22 protein-coding genes and 1 tRNA gene are annotated in these 23,075 nt (G+C 58.4%); 18 read left to right on the forward strand and 5 right to left on the reverse strand.

Annotated features, from left to right (window positions below):
• The first annotated feature begins 7 nt into the window (after positions 1-7).
• From CUJ90_RS04440 to CUJ90_RS04485, 10 genes are all read left to right on the forward strand, one after another.
• Positions 8-511: a phage major tail tube protein gene (locus CUJ90_RS04440; protein ID WP_114162072.1), complete on the forward strand. Its 504-nt coding sequence runs from the start codon at positions 8-10 to the stop codon at positions 509-511.
• 82 nt (positions 512-593) lie between these two features.
• The gene (locus tag CUJ90_RS04445; protein ID WP_114163433.1) at positions 594-935 is read left to right on the forward strand and encodes a phage tail assembly protein; all 342 of its coding nucleotides are present in this window, start codon (positions 594-596) and stop codon (positions 933-935) included.
• 98 nt (positions 936-1,033) lie between these two features.
• On the forward strand, positions 1,034-3,466 hold the full coding sequence (locus CUJ90_RS04450; protein ID WP_114162073.1) for a phage tail tape measure protein: 2,433 nt from the start codon (positions 1,034-1,036) through the stop codon (positions 3,464-3,466).
• A gap of 8 nt (positions 3,467-3,474) precedes the next feature.
• The gene (locus CUJ90_RS04455; RefSeq protein WP_114162074.1) at positions 3,475-4,356 is read left to right on the forward strand and encodes a phage tail protein; all 882 of its coding nucleotides are present in this window, start codon (positions 3,475-3,477) and stop codon (positions 4,354-4,356) included.
• A complete protein-coding gene (locus CUJ90_RS04460; protein ID WP_114163434.1) occupies positions 4,331-4,537 on the forward strand; it encodes a tail protein X in 207 nt (68 codons plus the stop codon). Before CUJ90_RS04455 ends, CUJ90_RS04460 begins: the two co-directional genes overlap by 26 nt.
• An 8-nt stretch (positions 4,538-4,545) precedes the next feature.
• Positions 4,546-5,598: a phage late control D family protein gene (locus CUJ90_RS04465; RefSeq protein ID WP_114162075.1), complete on the forward strand. Its 1,053-nt coding sequence runs from the start codon at positions 4,546-4,548 to the stop codon at positions 5,596-5,598.
• Between the two features lie 93 nt (positions 5,599-5,691).
• On the forward strand, positions 5,692-6,153 hold the full coding sequence (locus CUJ90_RS04470) for a hypothetical protein (protein ID WP_073429456.1): 462 nt from the start codon (positions 5,692-5,694) through the stop codon (positions 6,151-6,153).
• Positions 6,150-6,701 (forward strand): glycoside hydrolase family 108 protein, encoded by a 552-nt coding sequence (locus CUJ90_RS04475; RefSeq protein ID WP_114162076.1) that lies wholly within the window; start codon positions 6,150-6,152, stop codon positions 6,699-6,701. Before CUJ90_RS04470 ends, CUJ90_RS04475 begins: the two co-directional genes overlap by 4 nt.
• Positions 6,698-7,315, forward strand: coding sequence for a hypothetical protein (locus CUJ90_RS04480; RefSeq protein WP_114162077.1), 618 nt, complete (start codon positions 6,698-6,700; stop codon positions 7,313-7,315). The genes CUJ90_RS04475 and CUJ90_RS04480 overlap by 4 nt, the downstream gene beginning before the upstream one ends.
• Positions 7,316-7,540: 225 nt before the next feature.
• Positions 7,541-8,332, forward strand: a complete 792-nt coding sequence (locus CUJ90_RS04485) for a DNA adenine methylase (protein WP_083085321.1) — start codon at positions 7,541-7,543, stop codon at positions 8,330-8,332.
• Positions 8,333-8,431: 99 nt separating this feature from the next.
• On the opposite strand, the gene CUJ90_RS04490 is transcribed toward CUJ90_RS04485, so the two are convergent.
• The 4 genes from CUJ90_RS04490 to CUJ90_RS04505 form a co-directional block, all read right to left on the reverse strand.
• Entirely contained in the window at positions 8,432-8,701 is a 270-nt protein-coding gene (locus CUJ90_RS04490) for a hypothetical protein (protein ID WP_143326677.1), read from the reverse strand.
• 264 nt (positions 8,702-8,965) lie between these two features.
• Entirely contained in the window at positions 8,966-9,904 is a 939-nt protein-coding gene (locus CUJ90_RS04495) for a sulfotransferase family protein (protein WP_143326676.1), read from the reverse strand.
• 39 nt (positions 9,905-9,943) lie between these two features.
• Positions 9,944-10,915: an NAD-dependent epimerase/dehydratase family protein gene (locus CUJ90_RS04500; RefSeq protein WP_083085569.1), complete on the reverse strand. Its 972-nt coding sequence runs from the start codon at positions 10,913-10,915 to the stop codon at positions 9,944-9,946.
• A gap of 25 nt (positions 10,916-10,940) precedes the next feature.
• The gene (locus tag CUJ90_RS04505; protein WP_244219971.1) at positions 10,941-14,579 is read right to left on the reverse strand and encodes a rhamnan synthesis F family protein; all 3,639 of its coding nucleotides are present in this window, start codon (positions 14,577-14,579) and stop codon (positions 10,941-10,943) included.
• Positions 14,580-15,794: 1,215 nt separating this feature from the next.
• Between CUJ90_RS04505 and CUJ90_RS04510 the strand changes: the two genes are divergently transcribed.
• The 4 genes from CUJ90_RS04510 to CUJ90_RS04520 all read left to right on the forward strand — a co-directional run bounded on the left by CUJ90_RS04510 (position 15,795) and on the right by CUJ90_RS04520 (position 19,849).
• On the forward strand, positions 15,795-16,121 hold the full coding sequence (locus CUJ90_RS04510; RefSeq protein WP_083085567.1) for a hypothetical protein: 327 nt from the start codon (positions 15,795-15,797) through the stop codon (positions 16,119-16,121).
• Positions 16,122-16,624: 503 nt separating this feature from the next.
• Positions 16,625-17,923 (forward strand): PDDEXK-like family protein, encoded by a 1,299-nt coding sequence (locus CUJ90_RS04515; RefSeq protein ID WP_083085314.1) that lies wholly within the window; start codon positions 16,625-16,627, stop codon positions 17,921-17,923.
• 479 nt (positions 17,924-18,402) lie between these two features.
• Positions 18,403-19,005: a type II secretion system protein gene (locus CUJ90_RS32305; RefSeq protein ID WP_143326675.1), complete on the forward strand. Its 603-nt coding sequence runs from the start codon at positions 18,403-18,405 to the stop codon at positions 19,003-19,005.
• 217 nt (positions 19,006-19,222) lie between these two features.
• Positions 19,223-19,849, forward strand: a complete 627-nt coding sequence (locus CUJ90_RS04520; RefSeq protein WP_083085313.1) for a hypothetical protein — start codon at positions 19,223-19,225, stop codon at positions 19,847-19,849.
• A 421-nt stretch (positions 19,850-20,270) separates the two neighbouring features.
• Here CUJ90_RS04520 and CUJ90_RS04525 read toward each other — a convergent pair.
• Positions 20,271-20,345, reverse strand: a tRNA-Arg gene (locus CUJ90_RS04525).
• A gap of 216 nt (positions 20,346-20,561) precedes the next feature.
• Here CUJ90_RS04525 and CUJ90_RS04530 point away from each other — a divergent pair.
• From CUJ90_RS04530 to CUJ90_RS04545, 4 genes are all read left to right on the forward strand, one after another.
• On the forward strand, positions 20,562-20,927 hold the full coding sequence (locus CUJ90_RS04530) for a hypothetical protein (protein ID WP_208645236.1): 366 nt from the start codon (positions 20,562-20,564) through the stop codon (positions 20,925-20,927).
• 168 nt (positions 20,928-21,095) lie between these two features.
• Positions 21,096-21,470, forward strand: a complete 375-nt coding sequence (locus CUJ90_RS04535) for a CHAP domain-containing protein (protein ID WP_114162078.1) — start codon at positions 21,096-21,098, stop codon at positions 21,468-21,470.
• A gap of 8 nt (positions 21,471-21,478) precedes the next feature.
• Positions 21,479-21,931 carry a DUF3828 domain-containing protein gene (locus CUJ90_RS04540; RefSeq protein WP_073429470.1) on the forward strand — a complete coding sequence of 151 codons (453 nt, stop codon included), beginning with the start codon at positions 21,479-21,481 and terminating at the stop codon, positions 21,929-21,931.
• Between the two features lie 113 nt (positions 21,932-22,044).
• Positions 22,045-22,251 carry a hypothetical protein gene (locus CUJ90_RS04545; protein WP_244219972.1) on the forward strand — a complete coding sequence of 69 codons (207 nt, stop codon included), beginning with the start codon at positions 22,045-22,047 and terminating at the stop codon, positions 22,249-22,251.
• Positions 22,252-23,075: the final 824 nt, after the last annotated feature.

A 23,075-nucleotide genomic window follows, 5' to 3' on the forward strand; every position in this document is an offset into this window, starting at 1 on the left:
GTGATGCGTGACTCCGGAAACACTTTATAACTTCAACGTATACAGCGACGGCAAGGGTTTTGCGGGCCGCGCCACGCAGTGCACGCTGCCGAAGCTGAAGATCAAGACCGATGACCATCGCGCCGGCGGCATGGATGCGCCGGTCAAGGTCGATCTCGGCATGGAGGCGCTCGAGGCGGCGTTCCAGATGTCGACGATGGAGCGCGACGTGCTGAAGTTCTTCGGCCTCGCCGATGCGACCGCATTCAACGGCGTGTTTCGCGGTGCGTTCCGCGACATCAAGGGCGCGACGAAGGCGGTCGCCGCGACGTTTCGCGGAATGCTCTCCGAGGTCGATGGCGGCGACTGGAAACCGGGCGAGAAGGTCGACGCCAAGTTCACCGTGTCGCTGACCTACTACAAGCTGGAGATCGACGGCGCGGTCGTGCACGAGATCGATGTGCTCGGCATGGTGCGCATCATCGATGGCGTCGACCAGCTCGCCGAGATCCGCAAGGCGATCGGCATGTAACCGCGCCTGCGCGGCAAAGTGACTTTTTAACCTGAACGGCGGGCCTCACGGTTCGCCGTTTCTTTTTTGGGAGGCGGCAATGATGAACAGCAATGTGGATAGCAATGTTGCGAGTGAAGATCGCGTCGACAGCGTCACCGTGAAACTGAACTATCCGGTGGCATTCGACGGCGTCGTGCGCGACACCCTGACGCTGCGGCGCCCGAAGGTGCGTGACATGCGCGCGGCGCAGAAGATCGCGCCAGGCGACGAGGAAGGGCAGGAACTGGCTATTTTCGCGGCGCTCGCGGGCGTGTCGCCCAACGACCTGGAGGGCATGGATCTCGGTGACTATCACCGCGTCCAGGATGCCTACTTTCGCCTCACATCCGCTGGCAAGAATCAGCCAGAAAACGCTCAAGGCGCTGGCAAAGCGGCTGCTTAAGGAGCACGGCGTGCAACCCGCCTCGATCGATGCGATGACGCTCGACGAGGTGATCTGGTGGCTGACCGACTAGCGGGGAAACGGGATGGAGGAATCTGATGGCTAGCGACATTGCACTCGGGATCGTGATCGGCGGCGCCGTGTCGGCGACGTTCGGCCGCGCGATCACCGAGACAAGTTCGCGGATCGTGAGTCTGCGCAAGGCCGCAAACGAAACACGGCTGTGGCAGCGCACGATCGGCGAGACGGTCAAGCTGCAGGACGAATTCCGCCGCCTGCATGCGGCGGGCGATCGTGCAGCGGACGGCATCCGCCGGAAGATTGAATCGAACCTGCGCACGCTGCGCGAGAACGGCATCGAGGTCGACCGGCTCGACCGGGCGTACACGCGCCTGGGTCGCACTGTGCGCGGACTGGAACTGAAGGCATCCGGCCAGGAGCGGATCGCCGCCGGCCGCGAAAACGGGCGGACTGCGATCGGCGACGCCGTGAAATTCTCGGCCGCGATCGCGGTGCCGGCGACGATCTCGGCGGACTATCAGGCGATCATCCGTGACATCGCGATCAAGGCGGGCATTGCCCGCACGGCGCAGGAAGCGTCGATGGGCGAGCGCGTCCGCCGCGACGCGCGTGATAACGGCATCGGCCGCAACGAGCTCGCCGACGCGGTCAACCAGATGGTGGCGGGCGGCATGGACGTGAGCCGCGCGCTCGACTTCGCACCGCTTGCCGCGAAGTTCGCGATCGGTCAGGGCGCGACCACGGTCGAGACCGCGCGGATGATCCAGGCGCTGCAGCAGAACGCGAAGATCACCGACCCGAAGCAGATGGCCAGGGCGTTCGAGGCGATCGCGTTTCTCGGCAAGGAAGGCTCGTTCGAGTCGGCGGACATGGCCCGCTGGTTTCCGGTGCTGCTCGCCGAAATGCAGAAGATCGGCATCACCGGGCAGGACTCGGTCACGCAGCTCGGCGCCATGCTGCAGGTGCAGATGAAGACAGCCGGCACTGCCGACGAAGCGGCCAACAACCTGAAAAACTGGTTCTCGAAAATCGGATCCAATGAAACCGCGAACAACTACAAAAAGGCCGGCGTCGACTACGAAGCAAAAATGCGTGAGGCGATCGGCAAGGGCTGGTCGACGCTCGAGGCTTCCTTCGTTCTCGCGCGCGCGTATATCGAGCGTACCGATCCCGCGAAGGCGAAGCAGCTTGCCGACGCCGCAACGCGCATAAACGGCGAGTCCGATCTGGACAAGCGCCGCGTGCAGATCGCCGCGTTCGAAGACACGATGAAGACGGGCGACCTCTTCAACGACATGCAGGTGAAGGCGGCGCTGACCGCGTACCTGCAGAACGCGGAGCTGTACCAGAAACTGAAAAAGGAGTCGGCGCAGGCGAGCGGCGAGATCGCCAAAGATCTCGCCGACCGGCGCGATGCATCGAAGCAGGTCTGGCGCGAGGTCGGCCAGCAGTGGAACGATGCGATGCGCAGCATCGGCGACGCATTGCGGCCCGTGACCGACGCGGTCGGGCACGCGGCGAAGACGGCGGGCGAGGGGCTCACGAAGATCACCGATGCGGCGCCCAAAACCACAATGGCGGTCGCGGGTGTCGCGGCCGGCCTGATCGCCTATCGCGGCGCAAAGTCACTTTTCCAGATCGGGCGCGGTGCGCTCGACATTGCGCGCGGATCGGTTCTCGTCGCGCGCGGCGGCGCAGGTGGTGGGAAGGCCGGAGGCGCAGCCGGTCCCGTCGGGCGTGCGATCGAGGCGCTTGGTGGCGCGGCGGCGTCGGCCGGGGTGCAGCGCGTCTTTGTCGTCAACATGCCCGGCGGTGGCTTGGGTGGCGCTGCCGGTGCCGTTGCCGACGAACTGGCTGCAGCGGGCAAAGGCAGCGCGATCGGAAACGCGGGTGGCAAAGGCGGGCGCTTTGCCCGTGTATTCGGCGCCGCGCGTGGCGTGCTTGGTCGCGTGATGCCCTATGCCGGCAAGCTGGCGATGGCGGGCACGGTGCTCAAGCTCGGGCTCGCGGCAAACAATGCGTATGCGGTCGCGACCGGCGACGACACGCGGGCGGCGAAGGCGCAGGGTTTCGCGGACATCGCCGGCAGTCTTGCCGGGGGCGTGCTGGGCGCGAAGGTCGGCGCGATGATCGGTGCGTTCGGCGGGCCGGTCGGCGCGGCGGTCGGTGGTCTCGCGGGCGGGGCGCTCGGGACGTTCGCGGGTGAGAAGGCGCTGGGTGCAGTCGCGAGGCTGGCGTTCTCGCGCAACGACGGTCAGCCGCCGGCGATGGCTGAAGCACTCGCGAAAGCAAAGGCCCTCGAAAAGCCGTCTGGCGCTGACAAGCCTGTCGCGAAGATCGACCAGCAGAACACCTTTGCGCCGGTCTTTCACGTCACGTTCCAGGGCGAGCCGGGCAGCGACGCGGCGGACCGCTTCCTCGCGAAGGTGTCGCCGCAGCTGCAGCGCCTGATGAAAGACGAACTGGCGAAGAACAACCGCTCGGCGATGTTCGACAGTCCCCATCTGTAGGAGGCAACATGGATTTCACAAGACAGATCACGCAGGCCGCAACCCAGGCGAGCATCGCGACCGAGCGCGTGCGCAACATGAGCCGCGTCTATGAACGCAACCGCGCGGCGAGCGCGAACACGGTGGCGGTGCTGCAGAAACTCGCCACCGGCAACCTGACGAGCGCGGCCGACCTGTTATCGGGCGCGGGCAGTGCGCTGTCGGTGGCGGGTGACCTCGATCCGAAGGTCGGCACGGTGGTGCGCAGCTTCAATGCCGTGCAGTCGTCGGTCAGCAGCGTGCTGAAAATCGCGACCGCATCGAATCATCCACTGGTGAAGTCGGCGGCCGATTCGGTGAACACGGCGCTCGGTGACGTGCGCACGAAGTTCAATGCGTGGGCCGGCATCAGGGAGACGCCGTCGGTGGCATCGCTCGCAACATCGACCGGCGCCGGTGCGCTGCTGTCGGGTCTGCTCGGCGGTGCGTCGGGCGCCACGCCGCACCTGATGACGCTCACGTCCGACGCCGGCGACACGTTCCACTTCAACCTGTCGACCGCTGCCTTCGACAAACTGCGGCGCACCACGAAGTACAAGGTGGCCTCGCAGGAGCGTCTGAACCGGCAGGAGGCGCTGCAGGCGGTCAGCCAGGGCGGCGAGACGATCACGCTGTCGGGCGTGGTATTCGCTGCGTCCGGACCGGGAGCCAGGCAGATCGATGCGCTGCGCGCGATCGGCGACCGCATGGTGCCCGTGCAGCTCACGACCGGCTACGGCGAGGTGCTCGGCCGCTGGTATCTGCAGGGTGTCGACGAGGAGCAGGAGGCGCTGATGTCGGATGGCGCCCCGCGCAAACAGACCTTCAGCCTGGAGTTCGGCCGCTATGGCGAAGACTATAAGAACCTCTGACGGCGACGTGCTCGACGAGCTCTGCTACGCGTTCTACGGCTCGCTCGCCGGTGTGGTCGAGGCGGTGTACGAAGCGAATCCGGGGCTCGCCGCACGCACGCAGCCGTTTGCCGCGGGAATCCTCATCGCGCTGCCCGATCTCGACGAGCAGCGCGATGAACCGGTCCAGCTCTGGACCTAGGAGGGGCAATGCAGGCCATTTTCCAGATCGTCGCGAACGGCGACGACATCACGCGCGTGATCCAGGATCGCGTGCTGCGCATCCGGACGGTGGACAGGCCCGGCCTCGAGTCGGACGAGTGCGAGATCGAGCTCGACGATCGCGACGGCAGGATCCAGTTCCCGCCCAAGGGCGCCACGCTCAAAATCTCGCTCGGCTGGAACGGCAGGGACCTGTCGTTCCTGGGTGAATACGCGGTCGACGAGGTTGCGCTCAAGGGTCCGCCCGCCTCGGTGGTGATCCGCGGCAAACCGGCGAACATGCGCGCTACCGCGAAGACGCACCGGTACGGCAGCTGGGAGAACGTGAAGCTCGCGGATATCGTCGGCGACATTGCCCGCCGCAACCGGTGGGCGGCCGCGTGCAGCGTCGACGCGCCGGTGCCGCGTGCCGACCAGTTCGGCGAAAGTGATCTGCATTTCATCACGCGGCTCGCGCGGCAGCATGGCGCCACAGCGACGGTGAAGGCGGGCAGGCTGATCGTGGCGGGTCGCGGCGCCGGCCGGAGCGCAAGTGGCAAGCCGCTGCCCATGATTACGCTCACGCCCGACATGCTGCTCGATTACGAGATCACGTTTCCGGACCGGGCGAGCTTCGTCGCCGTGCGCACGAAGGTGCATGACACGAAGACCGGCAGGAAGATCGATCTGACGATCCCGAACCCTGATGCGCCGCCCGGTGCATCCGCGGTGCACACCGAGCGGCATGCGTTCGCGAGCCCCGAGGCCGCGAAAGCCGCGGCACACGCCCGCCTGCAGAAGCTGAATCACCACACCGCGAAAAGCACGATGACGATGACCGGCCGGGCCGACTTCGCGGCCGAGAAGACGGTCACGCTCAAGGGCTTCAAGAAAGAGGCGGACGGCGACTTCCTCGTCGAGTCCGTGACGAACACCTATGCGGGGCGCAGCTGGGAAACGCAGGTCGAGCTGAACGCGGGCAACAAAGGCAAGGCGAAGGTCGGGCACGGGAAAAAGAAGGGCAGGAAGATCAGTCTCGTGGTGCCGGCGCCGCCGCACTGACGCGATCGACGGAAGATAACCGCAGCATCACCACAAACCGCCCGCGCCCGCATAGGGGACGCGAGGCGGTTTTTCTATTGAACGGACGGCCCGATGGGTGAACAGCACAACAACGATCTGGCGGTGCAGATCGCGCGTTTCGGCGAGCAGCTGCGCAGCGTCGCGGCAAGCCTCGAGGACATCAAGACATCGGTGCAGCCAGTCGCCGCGCTCGACCGTGCGCTCGCGCAGATGTCGATCCACAACCAGAACGCGCGCAAGGACATCGAGCTGCTGTGGGCGCGTGTGGATGAGGGGAAGAAGGAACGCGATGCGCTCGAGGCGCAGATCGGCGGCGTCGACGACCGGGTGGCGGCGATGAAGAACACGGCGCGGGGCGCGATGTGGGTGCTCGGGATCGTGCTCGGCATCGTCCAGACCTTCCTCGTCGGCTCGATCGTGTGGGTGTTCACCCATATCAACGAAGGCGACATCCTCAACCGCTTGCAGCAGCAGCGCCTCGAGGTGCTGGAGCAGACCATGACGCGGGAAACCAGACAGGGAACGAAACAATGACACTTGACCAAAAAATCGATGCGCTGATCGGCCGCGAGGGCGGCTACTCGAACAACGCGCTTGACGCCGGCGGCGAGACGATGTGGGGCGTCACCGCTGCGGTCGCGCGCGCGGTCGGCTATGCCGGCCCGATGCGCGACATGCCGCGCGCGACCGCCGCGCAGATCTATCGCAGCCGCTACTGGAAGCAGCCGAAGTTTGATCTCGTCGACGCGGTCTCGCCCGCGCTCGCGGAGAAGCTGTTCGACATCGGCGTGAACGCCGGGCCGGCGACCGGCGTGCGCTTCCTGCAGCGTGCGCTGAACGTGCTGAACCAGAACCAGCGCGCGTTTGCCGATATCGCCGTCGACGGTGGCATCGGCGCCATGACGATGGCGGCGCTGAAAGCCTTCCTCGCCGCGCGCGGCGCGGACGGCCACCGGGTGCTGCTGGGCATGGTGGGCGCGCAGCAGTCTGTCTATTACATCGAGTGTGCCGAAAAGCGCGTCGAGAACGAGACGTTCGAATACGGCTGGCAGCTCAATCGTGCATTGGGGGTGAGCGCATGATGGATGTCCTGAAAACGGTCGCGCCGTGGCTCGTCACGGCATTGACGGGCGGGGTGCCGGGCATTGCCGCGATGGCCGCCTCGGCGATCGCCGGCAAGCTTGGTCTGGCCGATGGTTCGGTTGACGCGGTCAAGGTGGCACTGACCGGACAGCAGATGACGCCCGAGCAGTTACTGGCGCTGAAGCAGGCCGACGATGATTTCGCGCTGAAGATGCGGCAGGCGGGGTTCACGCATGCGGAGAACATGGCGGGCGTCCAGGTGCAGGCCGACCGGGTGGCGGCTGACGATCGCGCGAGCGCACGCGACTTTGCGGTGGCGGAGCACGATCATACGGCGCGCAACCTGGCCTATATGTATACGGTCGCGCTGTTCGCGGTGATCGGGCTGGAATTCATGCTTGCGGCCAGGCAGATCCGGCTTGACGACGGCGTGATGCGCGCACTCGATACGCTGTTCGGCATTCTGATTGCGATGGTGCTCGGCTCGAAGGAGTATTTCTTCGGGTCGTCGTCGCGCGCGGACAGGCAGGCTGCGGCGATTACGCAGTTCGCGGTGTCGCCGGACACGGTGGTCTCGCGGGCGCAACTGCCCGGCGAGGGCGAAGCACGATAGGTCGCCTTCTCCACAGCACACCACTCATGTAGCCGTCCATCGCGGGCGGCCAAAGTCACTTGGACCGCGCATCACCGCGCGGGAGAAGACAGGGCGACGTCAGGCATGTTCGCGCATTCCCGACGCCACCTTTCCACTGAAGCAGCCAGTGAATTAGCCAGGGCCCTGACACCTACCGGTAGGCGGGCCGAATTCTAACTTAAAAAAGAAAAGGCAATTCCAGATATGGCAAATCCTATCGTTCCATGGATCGGCGGCAAGCGCCGCCTCGCGGACCATCTCATTCCGCGGTTTCCCGAGCACGATTGCTACGTCGAGGTCTTCGCGGGCGGGGCCGCGCTGTATTTCATGCGACCGCCGGCGAAGGTCGAGGTGATCAACGACATCAACGGCGAACTGGTGAACCTCTATCGTGTCGTGCAGCATCATCTCGAGGAGTTCGTGCGGCAATTTAAGTGGGCGCTTACCAGCAGGCAGGTGTTCAGATGGCTACAGGACACGATCCCGGAAACGCTCACCGATATCCAGCGGGCGGCCCGCTTCTACTATCTGCAGCAGAACTGTTTCGGCGGCAAGATCGAAGGGCAGTCGTTCGGCACGGCAACCACTACGCCGCCGGGGCTGAACCTGCTGCGGCTCGAGGAGACGTTGTCGGCCGCGCACCTGCGCCTGTCAAACACGTTCGTCGAGCGGCTCGACTGGAAGACGTGTATCGACAAGTACGACCGGCCTCATACGCTGTTCTATCTGGATCCGCCGTACTGGGAGACGGAAGGCTATGGCGTGCCGTTTCCGTACTCCGAATACGTGGAGATGGCGGCCCGTCTGCGGTCGCTGAAAGGCAAGGCGATCGTCAGCCTCAACGATCATCCGGACATCCGCTGGGCGTTCGAGGGTTTTCACATCGAGACGGTCGATATCAGGTACACCGTGGGCGGTGGAGGGCGCGAAGCTGTGCGCAAGGAGGTGATTATTTTCAGTTGGGATGATGCGGCACAACCGGCAGGGCTTTTCTAGCGTTGGCGATAACAGGAACCCTCGTCCAGCGTTCAACACGAGCACGTAGCCGGTTGATTGAGGGGTTCATTCGTGCAACGCGGCGCCGTTATATCCGAATCAATACGAATCCTGGCCGGCCGTTGGAATCTCGCCAATTTCCGCCTCGCTCGAGAAGTAACGGAATGGAATGGCAGTTGCATAATTCATGAATGGGCCGGCCTTGTCTTGCCGTTTCAGAAGTAGCGCATTCCGGACTGCTCCCTCGACGGTTGCACTGCATTCCGGTTCGCCGCGCGCGAGGGAGCAGTCGCTATCCGCTCGGAACATCCCGGCCGTATAACGAATCGTCACTGTTCCCAATTCCTTCAGCATGTCATCTAGTTTCAACTTTTACTCTCGGGTTCGAGTAACTACTGATTTGTCAGGGAATGAATTTTCCCGACGAGGGGAATCCAGGTCATTTTCGGGCCGCTAGCAGCAATCCTCGCGGACACGAAGAAAGCGCCCAGGCAACAAGGCTGATACGCTTTTTGTATCTGACGTCGATGCATGCATTGGCAGAGACCATCTCTGAGCGTTCTTCGAGGACTCTAGCAGCGCTTTCGCCTTGCATAGCGATCGGGCAGCCACAAATACCCCTAATTTGAAAATTTAGCTTTGCCGCGCATTGAACGCTGCGCGTAGCTCGTCGAGACGGTTCGTGGCATGCGAATCGAATCGGTCGTGAGATAGTTGAGTAAAAGCCTCATGAACTGCGGCCGCCATATCGTGTACGGCGTCTTCAGTAAGCCTCGAAAAATCGTGCCTTTGATGCCTAAGATCACGCTCTAGAAACGAGTCGACCTCTGAGCATTGCTTCTCGGACGTTTGAAAAGTGACGCCCAGCACCTCGCTTACGAATTTGATCGTCGTGCGCCAATCCGTTAGGAGCGCATCGTAAGAAACGAACACTCGCACTGCAGATCGCGTTGCCAACTCTGCATCTAGATGATTGCGGATATAGTACAGAAGCCCTTGTTCCATCGATGAACCATCGCGAGCCTGAAGCGAAGCGGCGACCTCAAGCGGATTTCTGTCAATAAAGCAAAACACGGGGTTTGCCTCAAGTTTTTTGTAGACTCGATCCCACAATGGAAGCATCCGGCACATCCGAGGCTCTTTGAGAACCGCGAGCGCAGCCTCACCGTAGTTCTGCAAAAACACTGAAGCGAGATCATCTCGGCGTCGCTCCGCATCTTTAGACCCGAACCATCCGCTTGGAAATTCGCGCCAGTCGCTCCATGTGCTGCCTACCGATGCGAGGATTTGATCATGCAACGCCGCAATGTCTTCAGGCTCGAAGTAACCTTTGGTGTTAGCCCAGTTGGCAGGCATTAAAGTTTTCGGGAGGGCGCAGCCGAGAATGCCGAGCGTTCCAGCCAGCGCGGAGGTCCCGCTCCGCGCACCGAGAACAGTCAAAATCGTCCGCCCGCGGCCAGCGTGTGCGATGTTTGTTAATCCAGATGACATGTCGTGTCCAAAAACTGCGAGTTTAGCAATATTTACTTTAGGTTCGCGCGTGCCGTCATACGGTTTTTTATGCCCAAACACCTCGGCGGCTCATCGCTTTCGACGTGGCGCTCGAAGTCGTCATGCGATGGGGGCATTCGCCAAGCGCACGGCAGTTTGGATTTGGTCCGCTACAGTGGAGCAGTATCGGCGGATTCCTTCCTCGAGCGACGTCTCAGGCTGCCAACCAAGCTCGGCTCTAGCACGACGTACATCCAGCACGATCTCGCGGACGTCGAACGACCGTTTGGGCAAATACCGAACATTGGCTTTCTTACCCATCACATCCGCTAGGATTTCCAAGATCCGGTTCAGCGAGTGGCCGACACCGCTACCGATGTTGTATACGCCCGAATGCGTCGCATGCGCAGCGCGGACCATCGCATCGATCACATCATCGATGTAGATGTAGTCGCGAACCGTCGTGCCGTCACCCCAAACCTCGATGTTCTGACCAGCAAGAATCTTGTGCGCGAACACGGAAATCACGCCCTGCGCACCGTGCGCGCGCTGCAACGGCCCGTAGGGGTTCGATAGCCGAAGCACCGTTGCGGTTATCCCGTCCACGCACGAGAACATATTCAGATATTTCTCCACCGCTACCTTGACGATGCCATAGGAGCACAGCGGATCAAGGGAATGATCTTCGGCGACGGGCAGATTGCGCGGATTGCCGTACACGGTACCGCCTGAAGACGCGTAAACGATGCGATTAACCCCGCACCGCTTCATCGTTTCCAGCAAATGAAGACTGCCGATCAGGTTGCTCTGAACATCTGCGACAGGATCGGCATTGGACGTACTTGGTATGGTGGAACTCACGAGGTGATAGACGAGGCTGGCGCCGTCCACCGCCTCTTCCAACGCCGACCCATTCGCGAAATTGCCACGCACCGCAACTACTGTTCCGTTTCGATACCGCTCGCGGGGGTTCCGACCGTATACGCGCAACCTCGCGCCTCGGCTGAGCAGTGCATTTACCAGATGTGTGCCGAGAAAGCCGTCGCCGCCCAACACGGCGATCTCGGCACCCGACTGCGACAGATCGTCCATTTTTCTCATCGTCTGCATCCCCTAACTAGCGCGTGGCGCCGCGGACATGGGTCACGGCGCGGAAGTAACCTTGCTTCTCCGCCACGAAGGGCAGAAGTCGCTCAATGGCGTGCAGCATCGAGCCATCATACGGAAGCGGCTCTTCGGGGTATGCGCCCCAGTCAAGCGCGAGGTCAAATAGAGGCTGCAGCGCCTCGGGTCTCGCCCAAAACATGGTCCCGACTGGAAAGCTGAAGTCGCCCTGCGGCAGGGAACTGATGCCCATGCGATCGGCCAGGGCCTGCCCAAACGACTGGTTGTCCGACCACCCCTGCAGATGCGGATCGTCAGCGTATACAATGCCCAACCTCGGCTGCTTGCCAAAATGCGCCAGAATCTCGTCGGCTGCTGCGTAGTGTCCGCCGATGAGGTTTTCGAGGACGAACCCTGACCACCGTTGAGCGAGCGCTGGGTCGTTCAAATCGACACTCTTCTTTGTGTGCACGTGTCCTATCACGTCGTAGCCCGAGAAGGATTCGCGAAATTCGGTGAGGAATGGGCCGATATCGCGGCCCCGGTTCGGAACCACACGGACGTCGACCTGCCCGCGTGCGACAGCACAAATTGAGGCGCTAACTTCCGCTGCGACAACTTCATTCGGCACGCTGATGAACAGATCACAAGCGAACTGGTTCGCCGCAAGTCGCTCAACGAGGTTCTGCAGGGCGTCCGGATAGAACACATGGATGTGCAATGCGGCGCGTAAAGTCTGTTTGCCAACGCCTTTTAGCCCGACGTCCCCCAGCGTAAGTGTGTGTTCAAGCCAAGGACCGGTGGGTTTGCCGGCACGGACGAAGTGTGCAAACGGATTTTGCATCCCCGTGTCACAAAGTGTCGCGTACATGCTGGTGTTGAAACCCGGGGCGGGTTTGCGGATACACAGCCGAGCTGAGCATGCCCTGACGAACGACCGAATTGCCTCTGTACGCGTGGTCAAGGGGCTCGAAGGATCAACAAAGAACTCTTCGCAGAAGTCGTCTGTTGCCTCGAGCGTTTCACAATCTTCCTTCTCCTGACACATGAGCGCGCGGGTGTCTTGCGCAATGGCGGTCAGTTTTGACACATAGGACTGCATGTCGAAGGTAGATCGCGCCAAACGTCCGACTGCGCGCCCAGTCTCAGTCAATTGGACCGGTGAATGATACAGATCAAGAATCCGCCTCGCAGCCGCGTCGGTATCTAAAAATGGCACAACACACGGCGCGGTGGTAGGGTCTTTCGCGAGTACCTCGGCGGCGCCCGTGGCTTCTGCAAAACAGACGAGCGGCATCCCAAGCGTCATGGAGTCGATTGCTACATTAGGTAGCGGATCTAGGCGCGATGAAAGGTAAAAGGTATGCGCAAGGGCATAGGCTGATTCGAGATCCTCCACCTCTTTCAGCATCCTGACTCGGTCGCCCAGTCCCGCCCGATCGATCTCATCTGCCAGATAGGCAGAGTAGGCCAGATCGTTTTCTGGATCGTAGCCGTGCCCTATCCACAGCATGAGGATATCCGCATCCGGAGCTAGCCGCTTGAGCTTCGCCGCAGTTGCTATGAACAGATCTACACCCTTGCGGTACTGCACGCTGCCAGCGCCGAGAACAATGAATGGCCGACCAGTTTCATTCGCTGGATGCAGTTTCGCCTGAAGGTCAGCGAACGGGTCGCCCAGCGCTGTGTCGTGGCTAACCGGAATGAGCGATTTCCCCTGCGGGACCACGTTGGTTAAACGGAGAGCCTTCTCTGTTTCGCGCGTCGCGGCGTTTTGCCTGACGACGTCAGCTGGGAATACCACGCCGCCTGCCCAGCGCAGTGCGGACACGAATTCGTGCCGCGGGCGACTGTACGCAAAAAACTCATGGACTAACAGCACAGCGGGCACGAAGCGTTCGGCAAGTGGCTTGACGACACAGCGCGACTCGATGCTATTGACAAGAGCGAAATCGAACTCGTAGCGCTCACAGAGCCTACCAATGATCGAGTCGATCGCAGCGGGGGTTCGCACCGCATAGTCGTATGGTCCTACTACGACATGGCAGACATCTTCAAAAAAAGGCCGAATCGCCCCTGAACCGAGCAACAGTGCGACGACGTTGTAGCGAGGTGCAAGTTCCCTGCAAATGTTCCATGCGAGAATCGGCGCGCCTGTGCGTGATGCTTCGTGGCTCACGACGAGTACGGTCTGCCGTCCGACTGCCAATGTCCTCCCACCGTCGCTAAACACAAGTTCTGGCGGGACACAAATGCGGCCTTCCTGCTTGCCATGGCTGATATAGTGGATGTACGGGTCAACACCGCTCCGTGCAACATCCGGATTGCACCGCAGATAGTAAGCGGCATCGAATGCATCGGTGCTCCCATGCACGCCCATCTCTGCAACGTCGAGATGCGGCGCGGACACCCCGTCGTCTGCGCCCGTCGCGCGAACGTCGGCGACGCTGCGCGAGACAACGTGCCGTTGCCCCGAACGACGTGCCCAACGTAGCAGGCGCTTTGCGGCCCGCAGCGGAAGCGTTATCCGCCATGAGGTGGACAGCAGAATCTCTGCATTGGCCCGTCGCAATGTTTCGTTTTCCGCTAGGGCCGCCGCCTCGGTGCGCTCCATGCGTTCCTCAAGCGATGCTTTGGCGCTGCGCATCTGTTCGACCTCGCGCGTGAGCCATTCCGCTCGCGCTCGGAAATTTGCCTCGCTGTGCGCGAGGTACCCTCTGGCGTTGCGCATCTGTTCGACCTCGCGCGTGAGCCGTTCCACTCGCGCCGGGTATGCCGAAAGCTCCGCGATGACGGTTGAATTGCGCTCAGCCTGCGCAAGCAATGTGTCAATCCTTGTCTGCCCAGCCTCGAGCTCGCGCTGCAGGTGCGCAATATGTCCATGCAGGGCTCCGAGCTCGGTTGCCTGCTTCTGGTGTTCTGCTGTCAGTGCCGCTAGTCGTTCCTCCTCTTGCGTACTGGCCAGGACGCCCACCGGGTAGTCAGGCAGGACTGCGCGATCCGATGCCACGGCGACGAAGTACAGTGGCACCAGCGCCTTTGTTGTCCGGCTACCGTCAGACCCGGCCAGCAGATAGTTACTGGCGACTACGCTGCCTGAATCGATCTTGGAAAGCGGGAACATGGACGAGCCATGATATACGCGCTGTCCATAAAGCCGCACATGGCTGAACCACTGCATCAACAGGTCGCTAAATTCCTCTTTATAGAGTTCCCGCACATGATAGGGGTTGCTGTACCCTGGTACGTCCGAGTATTCGTGCTTATCTGGCGACGAAATAATAAGTAAGCCGTCCGGTCGCAGTACCCTTTTGATCTCCCTCATCATTTCTTCGTGCTGCGTGTGATGTTCGATTGTCTCGAAGCTCACCACCGCATCTACCGAAGCGTCCGCCACCGGTATCGACGCGCACGAACCCTGTACGTACCGCAGATTTGAACGTCCGGACGCATAGTTGCGTTGTGCGAAGGAAACTGCGGCGTCGGAAATATCGACTCCTATCACCGACTTTGCCACAAGCGCGAGATGCGCGGAACCGTATCCCTCACCTGATGCAATGTCCAACACATCCAGGCCAGCGACCAGCTCCGCTGCGGCGAAGTAGCGATGACAATGTTCAATCTCGATTTCGCCTGACATCTGGTCGGGCAAGAACCGCTCTCCGGTCGCGGGCAATGAAAGACTCATATACGGTGATTCCAAAAAATGCAGTTAGAGGGAAGTCATTATCGCTTTGCTACGCAGGCTCTGCCAGTATTTAGCCGGGAGTTCATGTCGTTGGCATGCGCATTCCCATTTCATGTTAAACCGATCCAAGCATAACTTCGCTGGTATCGCGCCGATACGCTCCGCACGCTTTAACCGACAAAGTCCCGTTGAGGTTGCTTTTAGTACTGCTCTTGAAGTCATCGGCTTCGGTATTCGTTAGCGAAAATTCAAGACGAAACCGCGAATCGAACGCCCGCTTTCTCGGCTGTGAAGCGATCGGAAAATCTCTTCGCCAAGAATGCTGATCCGTGTCTCGCGGTCGAAAGCCCACTTTGGGTATACTGTGGGTGTGGTCAGAATTTTCATCGATGCTGCTAGCACCCGGAGAACATTTGATTTGCCCTCGTTGTTCTTTCCAATGGACACACCAAATCATCGACAGGAAATTTGCTAGTTCCGGTTATGCTTCGATAGTCTGAAACGGAGAAGGCTGCAAGGTTCATTTGTTATTGGGGTCGGTTCGACCGATTCGGCGTTGGCCCATATCTTACCGTTGATTTCCGGCGATGGCTGCTATTTGCGCATTCGGGAAATCGCTTCGGGTCGGGAGTGCGAGTTCGTCGATGTAGAAGCTGCCATCCGCCCGCTCGTCTCCCTCACCGTCAGCAATCGACCACAGTGCTGACGTAGAACCCAAGCCGCCTCAATGTCAGCAATGGCCGAATTTTATGGGTACGTCCTCTGTCAGGTTCCGAAGTATATTGCGGCTGTTCCAACGGCAGATTTCTCCGCTCGCTGAACGGCAGATTGTGGCCGCGTGCCGTCCGATGCGTATGGCATAAGGCGTCCCAAAAGAGCCTGTCGCTACCGTCGGACAGCTGCCGTTAGCGCCGCCCGTCTAGGAAATACTCACTCATCCCGGCTAAACGCTTTGCACGCTCTTGGAGTGCCGGGAGATGCGGGCGCTTTGCGATGGAAGATCACGCGGGCGTCGTGGAAAACGAAGTCCCAGAACCATCAAGAGTCAATTGACCCGCTTCGCTGCGGTAACCGAATATCGCTCTAAAGTTTTCCATTTATATGCCGATATTTTCGGCGTGAGCCGCCGAACTAAAGGCGATTCCAAATTATCTGTCCAATTTTATGAGGAACAAAAAGATGAGTATCGCCAGCGACGACGCCGTTCGGGGGTCCAGTGGACTGATATCACTTGGTAAGGCTTTTGGTTTTTACGTGGGAGCCGTGGTTGCGTTGATTGTTGGCGCGTTGATCGCTGGCGCAACTAAGGCACCGATCGTTTACTTTGTCGTTTACTTCGCCTGCGGTATTTTTTTGAACCGTACGGTGTTGCGAAATTTGATCACGTTCCATCCTGTCTATAATACGCTACAGAACGTATTTTCGACGAAAGTCCGCACGCTGATATTCTGGCCTATTTCCTACCTGGTTTTGATTGGCAAGATCGCCGTAGTCCGCGCTATTTGATCTCGCTGACCCGAGGAAGCGTCTCCGGCTGTCTGCTCGACAGACACGCTGGGGTCCACGGTAAGAAGGCAACGCGAGTCGCCTTCTCCTTGCCAATGTCGGCACCACGCCACGCTTGCTGACAATATTTCGCGCTAGAGTCGCGAATTTGAAGCGTGCTGTCGAATGAGTGAAACTGGCCCGGTTGTCGCCGGACGGGGCGCGCGGAACTGGGGCTGCGAACAGTTGGCTCATACGCTAAGAAGAGGTTTTTTTGTTTGCTACAGGATTGCTACCAACGGTAGCAATCCATGTCTGACAGGCCTTGCGCCTGTCATTCCACCTGAACTATCGCCGGCAGGGAAATACCCAGCAAAGTAACTTGAACGGCTCGGTGCGACCCACAACGGCCGGTCGCACTACGCAAGTTGGATGGCTGCTTCCAACGGAGGGCAACAACTCCATATCTCCGACGGATACAATAATTGAGGTTGCAAAATACTAACGGTCGACGGGGATTTCTGATGGACGAAACGTTTCACGCGTTTGTAGCAGATCCGAGGCTGCGAAAGGCTCTGGAAGGATTAAAGCGGTCGAACGATATTTTCAACATCATCGAACCGAACGAAAATCAACATTCTGAAATACTGAAATGGTTGTTTGATCCCCGAGAGGGACACGGGCAAGGCGATGCAATTCTGAAGGATTTCCTAACTGCTGCTTACGGGAATTCCTACGATAACGTCCTATGTAATAGAGAGTTCTTCGCTGTCTGGACGCCGGGAAGGATTGCGCGAACCGGCTTCCATTCGATGATCGCGATTCGAGAGTATATGTTGCCGAGCAAGTCTCGGCTGGATCTGCTGATGATCGACCCTGTGAATCAACTACTAGTTGTTGTTGAGAACAAGCACGGTGCCCGACTCGGCCCGGATCAGCTCGAGACGTACTACGACGAGGTAGCAGGGCTCCGCGCCCGTCCGGCATTCAAAGGTTACAAAACAGCGCACATTGTCCTGGATCGGAACTACGGCGGGGCCAGGGAGGAGGACGAAAATCGATCCGCGCCGCGTAACCGGTGGGCATTTCTCGATTACCAATGGCTTGAGGCTGGCGCCGATCGCGCGGAGCTTCAGCTCAAACGAGGAAACCAATCCGCTGCGCTCGTGATTGCATACTGCCAGAAGCAAACGGACTACGTTCCGCCGGAGCAGGAGGAACTCGACGATGTTCTCGCAGACGTAGCGATGGAATATAGGGCGGTCATAGAGGATCTCGAGAGCGCATTGACTCTCGATGTGAGTGACCTCACCCCAAAAACATTGGATGGCGATTTGGGCGAAAAGTGGATTTTCGCCAATCACTATCCGCAATTGATCGAGCGCCTTGGTTCAAAGGCAAAGCTTTCGTTTATCGAAAGACGCATCAAGGAGAATCTTCCAAATCGCAAGCTTTTAACAGACTACGGAAAGAGGCATTTTTGGCTGTTTGACGAGGCGTGGAACCCACTGGTCGACGCGGATGCTGCATCGTGGCCGGTCTGCGTTGTCGCATGGGAAATGCGAGAATCTGTTCACGGGCCAGACAAGTACGCAGTCGGCATTCAGTATCGGCCCCTCAATCTCGTAGATAATTACAGAGTGAAAGTCCAAGTCGCGCTCGAGGATGAATTCCCAGAACTCAAGAAAGGCCGAAGATCAGCCTCATTCAGAATGCTTGGCAAGGTAGCCAACGTGAATGAGTCCGGGTTGGCGGTCAAGGCTCAAGCCGTGTACGCACGTCTAAAAAACTCCCTCGGGCCCGTGGTTGACGACCCAAACTGAAGCAAGTTGTCAGCGTCTGGTCGCCCACAAGGTTGACCGGACGCTCGATTGATCAAAGGCGCTTGGCTAAGGTACACCTTTGCGGATGCTGCGCATATTGCTGCCCGTCGAATCCGAGCCGCCGGTTGTCCGAAGCAGTCGCACAAGCGTCCGATGGCCGAGCGCGCCGAACGGCGGTTCCTGGCCGCGTGCCGCCTCATGCAAAGGGCATGCGCACCTGAACCGCGCAACTCTGCGATCGGCAGCACGCGACCCGATTGAGCCATTCAGTACTTCCGGAAGCGGTCGCTCATGAGCTAACAACAGCATGACCTTACTGCGGATCGAGTCTAATTTACTGTCAATGGACCGCTGAGCTGAGGCTCCGTAACTTCACCCTATTTCACGCATGTGTTTTTTTTCTGTATTTTTTTTAAAACGTGCATTAGTCTAATGATTGTGGACTCTACCGAACTTCACAGAAAGGAGTGTCAGGCTCGATGCAACCCAAGAAAAAACAATCTAAACGCGGTATCACCCTGATTGAAACATCCCTTTGGATGATCATCCTCATCATTGTTGTGGCTGCGGTCATTATGTTGTATGGAGTTGTTTCGAAAAAAAGGCAGATTGCAAAAGCGCAACAAGAAATTGCTTTAGTGGTTCCCGCCATCGTCCAGCAGTTCACTAACAACCCGAACTTTGACGGGCTCACACCTGATGCCGTCAATAGTTTCGGCATCTTCACAGAAGAACAATTCAACGCAGGATTTTTCACTTCGCCCTTTGGCTCAACCAGCCAAATCGGCTTTTATGCAGTTCCCTCCACGAATTCTACAGCGGGAGCTATCGTCATCAGTTTTGTGCCGGAGGCAGCCTGCTTGGCTCTTGCGGCCATGTCCTGGCCAGACAATATCATTGGTATGGATACAGTTAAGACGCCGACGGTTCCAACGGCACCTGGTGCCGTTATTACCGACGGTGATAGCAATCTCCTCTACGGCACTGGTCATGCAACACAATCTGTCGCGAATCAGACATCAGGTTGTACTCCTACTGCGAATGGAGCTGTCAACTTGAATATTTACTTTGTACAACATTAGAGCTTGAAGGCCTTTGTTTGAAGTCTTTGGGAAAAGTGGGACAGATTTATTTTAGGCAAAAAATAAATCTGTTACGAATGGCACTTACTTAAGCTATTGAGTGGAACAAAGCTTATTGATAATTTAATGCCGTCGGTTTAGATAGGGCCTTACTGTTGATCGATGCGATAGTCTTTTGACGGTCGGGGAAGTTGCAACTTGACTCATGGAGATGGAAATGGCCGCCACAATAGATGGAGCTCTGTTTAAGGAAATTATGGCCGAGATGCGTGAACACTCGCTCAAACGCCTCACCAGTCCCCACGCCGTCGCTGAGAGCGAAGAGGAAAATCATCTTGGGGACTACATTCCGTCGCAACGTCTTCACGAGGACTACTCGCGTCTTCGGTCCGTGCCGTTGCCCGTTTCCAATGACGACGAGCTTGACGACGCGATCCAGCAAATCAAAGCGATAGGGAATTCTGGGGCAACTAAAACTGCAAATAACAGCCAGACCGGCATTAAAGTCGCTACTAACGCATTTAAAAGCGATCAAAACGCGAGCGAGTTCGAGAACAAGATGGGGTCGACTCGCGGAAGTGCCCATAGTGATCTTGCCGACGCGATCAACGCCACTTATGACAAGGCGGTCGAACTCGCGCAGAACTTGAGCCCAAGCCAAGCGAATGCCATTTGTTCCCTGATGGAAAACAACTTAGGTCCCGCTTTTAACGAGATTTGGGACCAAATTTCCAGTTTTATCGTGGATGCAGTCCGGAACGTAGGCAAATTTACCCAGGAAGCGCCGAGCAACATTGACGACTTCTTTGCGGGAATTGCCTATTCCATTAAGGAAAATTTCTAGCCCTCACTCACCATCCAACGCGGGATCAGGGCGACAGTTCGACCGTGGGCTTCCGCTTATGGCCGGTTGTCGCCGACCCGCTTCCTCGTAGATGAGAAAGCCAATGCGTAAGAATGCGCATACACGATCTCTGATTGATTCCCATTGTCGATGGGTGTCAACGATCTATATACCGACGTCCAGTGACCGAAACTGGCCGATAGCGGGCGGACAGGAAATCAGTAGGCGTAGCAGATGGCGTAACTCATTGCTAAGAGCCTTGTCTGGCAGGGCGCAGGTACTGCTGGATCAACAGTACGTGAGGCGGGCGACTTCGATTGTTATCAGCAGTCGGCCGGCGTCGAAGAGTTGGCGCGATTACGCCAAATTTACGCCAAAATCACTATGAACCCGTTTAAATAAAGGCTTCCAAGCCTTTCGTTGGTCCCCCTGACAGGAATCGAACCTGTATCTAGCGCTTAGGAGGCACTTGTTCTATCCATTGAACTACAGGGAGATGGATATTGGCGATGCGAAAACCGTAGCCTTGCTGCTATTGGCTTCGGCCTTATCCCGTGGGCTTTCCGGCTTTTCTGCTTCTTCCTAAATGAAGCGCCGCGACAGCCTGTGAACCCCAGTTTATAGCAGTCTTCGCTACACTTTTTGCTGCAGGTCGATCCTGTAGACCGGAAAATGATCTGGCACTGCGTCAGTTTCCAAACGGGTTAAGCACATGGCTTCGATCCTGCCGGTGGGCAGTCGCTGGCGTGCCCAGGTACGCAAGCGAGGGCAGAGTATAGCAAAAACGTTCAAAACTGAATCCGCTGCGGAGGCTTGGGTGCGGGAGAGAAAAGCCGAGATCGACAAGGGGCACAACGCGGTCGACGCGGCCACCGTGACCGTGGGCGAACTCGTCAGGAAATACCGACAGGCGCGCGCCGATTCAAAGCGCGCAGAGGTGCCGAAATCGAACGAGCACCACATACTGCAGCGGCATCGACCAGAAGTGGCCGCCGTGACCGGGCACAAGGGCTGGCGCAATCTGAAGCGATACACCACAATCTGGACCCGGCTCAGGTCACGAAGAAAGGACGGTTGAAGCTGGTGAAAGCGGCCTGATTATCAAGGTCGAAGCGGCGGCTGTCGTTGCTGTAATCCAGCCCGCATAACTTCGCGGGCGCGGACCGATTTCGAATCATTTCTGACGATTTCAGCGCCTCTCGTGTGGTAGCGTTCCACCGCGCTTCCTTTCCTCACAGGAGACAGAATGCCATTCGATAAATCCGTCGCCGCTAGCTACGCAGACGATCACGCGCAATCCCACAGCACCGGCAACTGTGCAAGGTACGTGCGCAAGGCGATAGAAGCCGGCGGCCTCTCGCTGCACCACGCGCACTTCGCCAAGGACTACGGCCCGCTTTTGCAAGCGGTTGGCTTTCGGGAAACAACCGGATCGCCGCAGAAAGGCGACGTGGTCGTGATACAACCGGCGCCCGGACACCCCGCCGGGCACATGGCAATTTTTGACGGCTCGATCTGGGTATCTGATTTCAAACAAACGCATTCCGGTGCGCAAGGCTTCTATCCGGGGCCTGCCTATCGACAGGCACAGCCACCACACAAGACCTACCGGTACAACTAGGGCCCACCATGAAGAAGATATTCACATTCTCTGTGTCGGTATGGCTGCTCGTGTGCGGAATGTTTTTGCAGCAGGCCGCGCTCGCGGATAGCGTCACGCCTGATGCAAGCACGAAAGCGTTCTACGCCTGGTACATCAAGCGGCAATCGAATGATGTCTATCCGTTGATGGACAAAGGGATTTATACGTACGTAGCCAAAGCGACGGCCGACAAGCTGCGCAACGCTTATCACCATAATCGGCTGCCGGGCGATAGCGACTATTTCACCAAGGTGCAGGACTACGACGAGCACGATTGGGCCGCCAATATCGCAACGCGCCCCGCTGTGATGCTCGACGATGTTGCGGTCGTGCCCGTTACCTTTGGATCGACGGACAAGGTCAGTGTGTTGGTGTTTCTCCGCAAACAGGGGGATGCCTGGAAAATCACAAAGGTCGATGACACCCGCGACCTTCAATAGAGCAATCATTTCCAGTGCTGCGCGGCCGCAGGCGATCGAGCGGCGCAGGCTAGATCGCGGTCCCTGTAGCACCGCTAGACTGCTTTCTGGCGAGCCGATATCCGGCCATTCAGGTGCAGGCCGACAGGGTCGCGGCCGATGATCGCGCGAGCGCACGCAACTTCGCGGCGCCGGAGCGCGACCATACGGCGTGCAACCTGGCCTATATCTACACGGTCGCGCGCTTCGCGGTGATTCGTCTCGAGTTCCTGCTGGCGGTCAGACAAATCAGGCTCGACGACGGTGTGAACCGCGCGGGAACCCTTGCCAAAAGTTCCTAGACCTCTTGTCATCAACTTGCAAGTTATCAACTCGAATAGGCTCATATTGTTGTGCGAATACGCTAGTCTCGGCAATCGAAGGGGTTCATTCCTGGCGTCACAGAAATTGCACGGCGGACCCTTTTAAATTCAGAAAATCAGTCGGATTATTTTAAAAGAGCCTTCTTCGGATTTAAGCTGGCGATCAAACTAAATTTCTTGGATTGGACGAAATGGACCAAACAAAATTCAATCAAATTTGCAACGAATTTACACAAATTAAGGATAAAAGCGAATTCTCATTGGTTATTAAACTAATATCGGACCACGTGCAAGAGTCTCTGACGGAAAAGCAAGGATTTGTGTTACGGACATCTCAACAGGGTGCGGATTCGACGGTGATATACCATTGCTCAGGGAACAGCACGCAATTCTCGTGGACGGGGACTCTCGCGAATACCCCGGCTGCGCTGGAACTGTTAGTTCTTTCGTAATAACACGCACAAGTTCAGCCTCGATGTCAGTGGTGCGAACTCCATCCTGCGATAGCCGCGCGCCAGGTCTGAACCTGGCGATGCGGCGATTTCGGCAGGATAAGTTCAATGACAAACAGGAGGGCTGACATGAAGATTAAATGCGTGAAAATTTATATGCGCGCATGCGGACTGTAGGCATCTCTCCTATTCCGTCACTGGACCGACACCAAATTAATGAATTTGTGCGTCAACTCCTCCCTATTGAACTGTCGCCGCCGGGGAAAAACCGGCAAGGTGACTTTCAACGGCTCGGTTCGACCCATTTCTGTCGTTTGACGCCGCGTTAGCCGAACGGCAGCTTTCAAAGTT

It is taken from the genome of Paraburkholderia terricola (genome assembly GCF_003330825.1).
GTDB classification, from domain to species: domain Bacteria; phylum Pseudomonadota; class Gammaproteobacteria; order Burkholderiales; family Burkholderiaceae; genus Paraburkholderia; species Paraburkholderia terricola.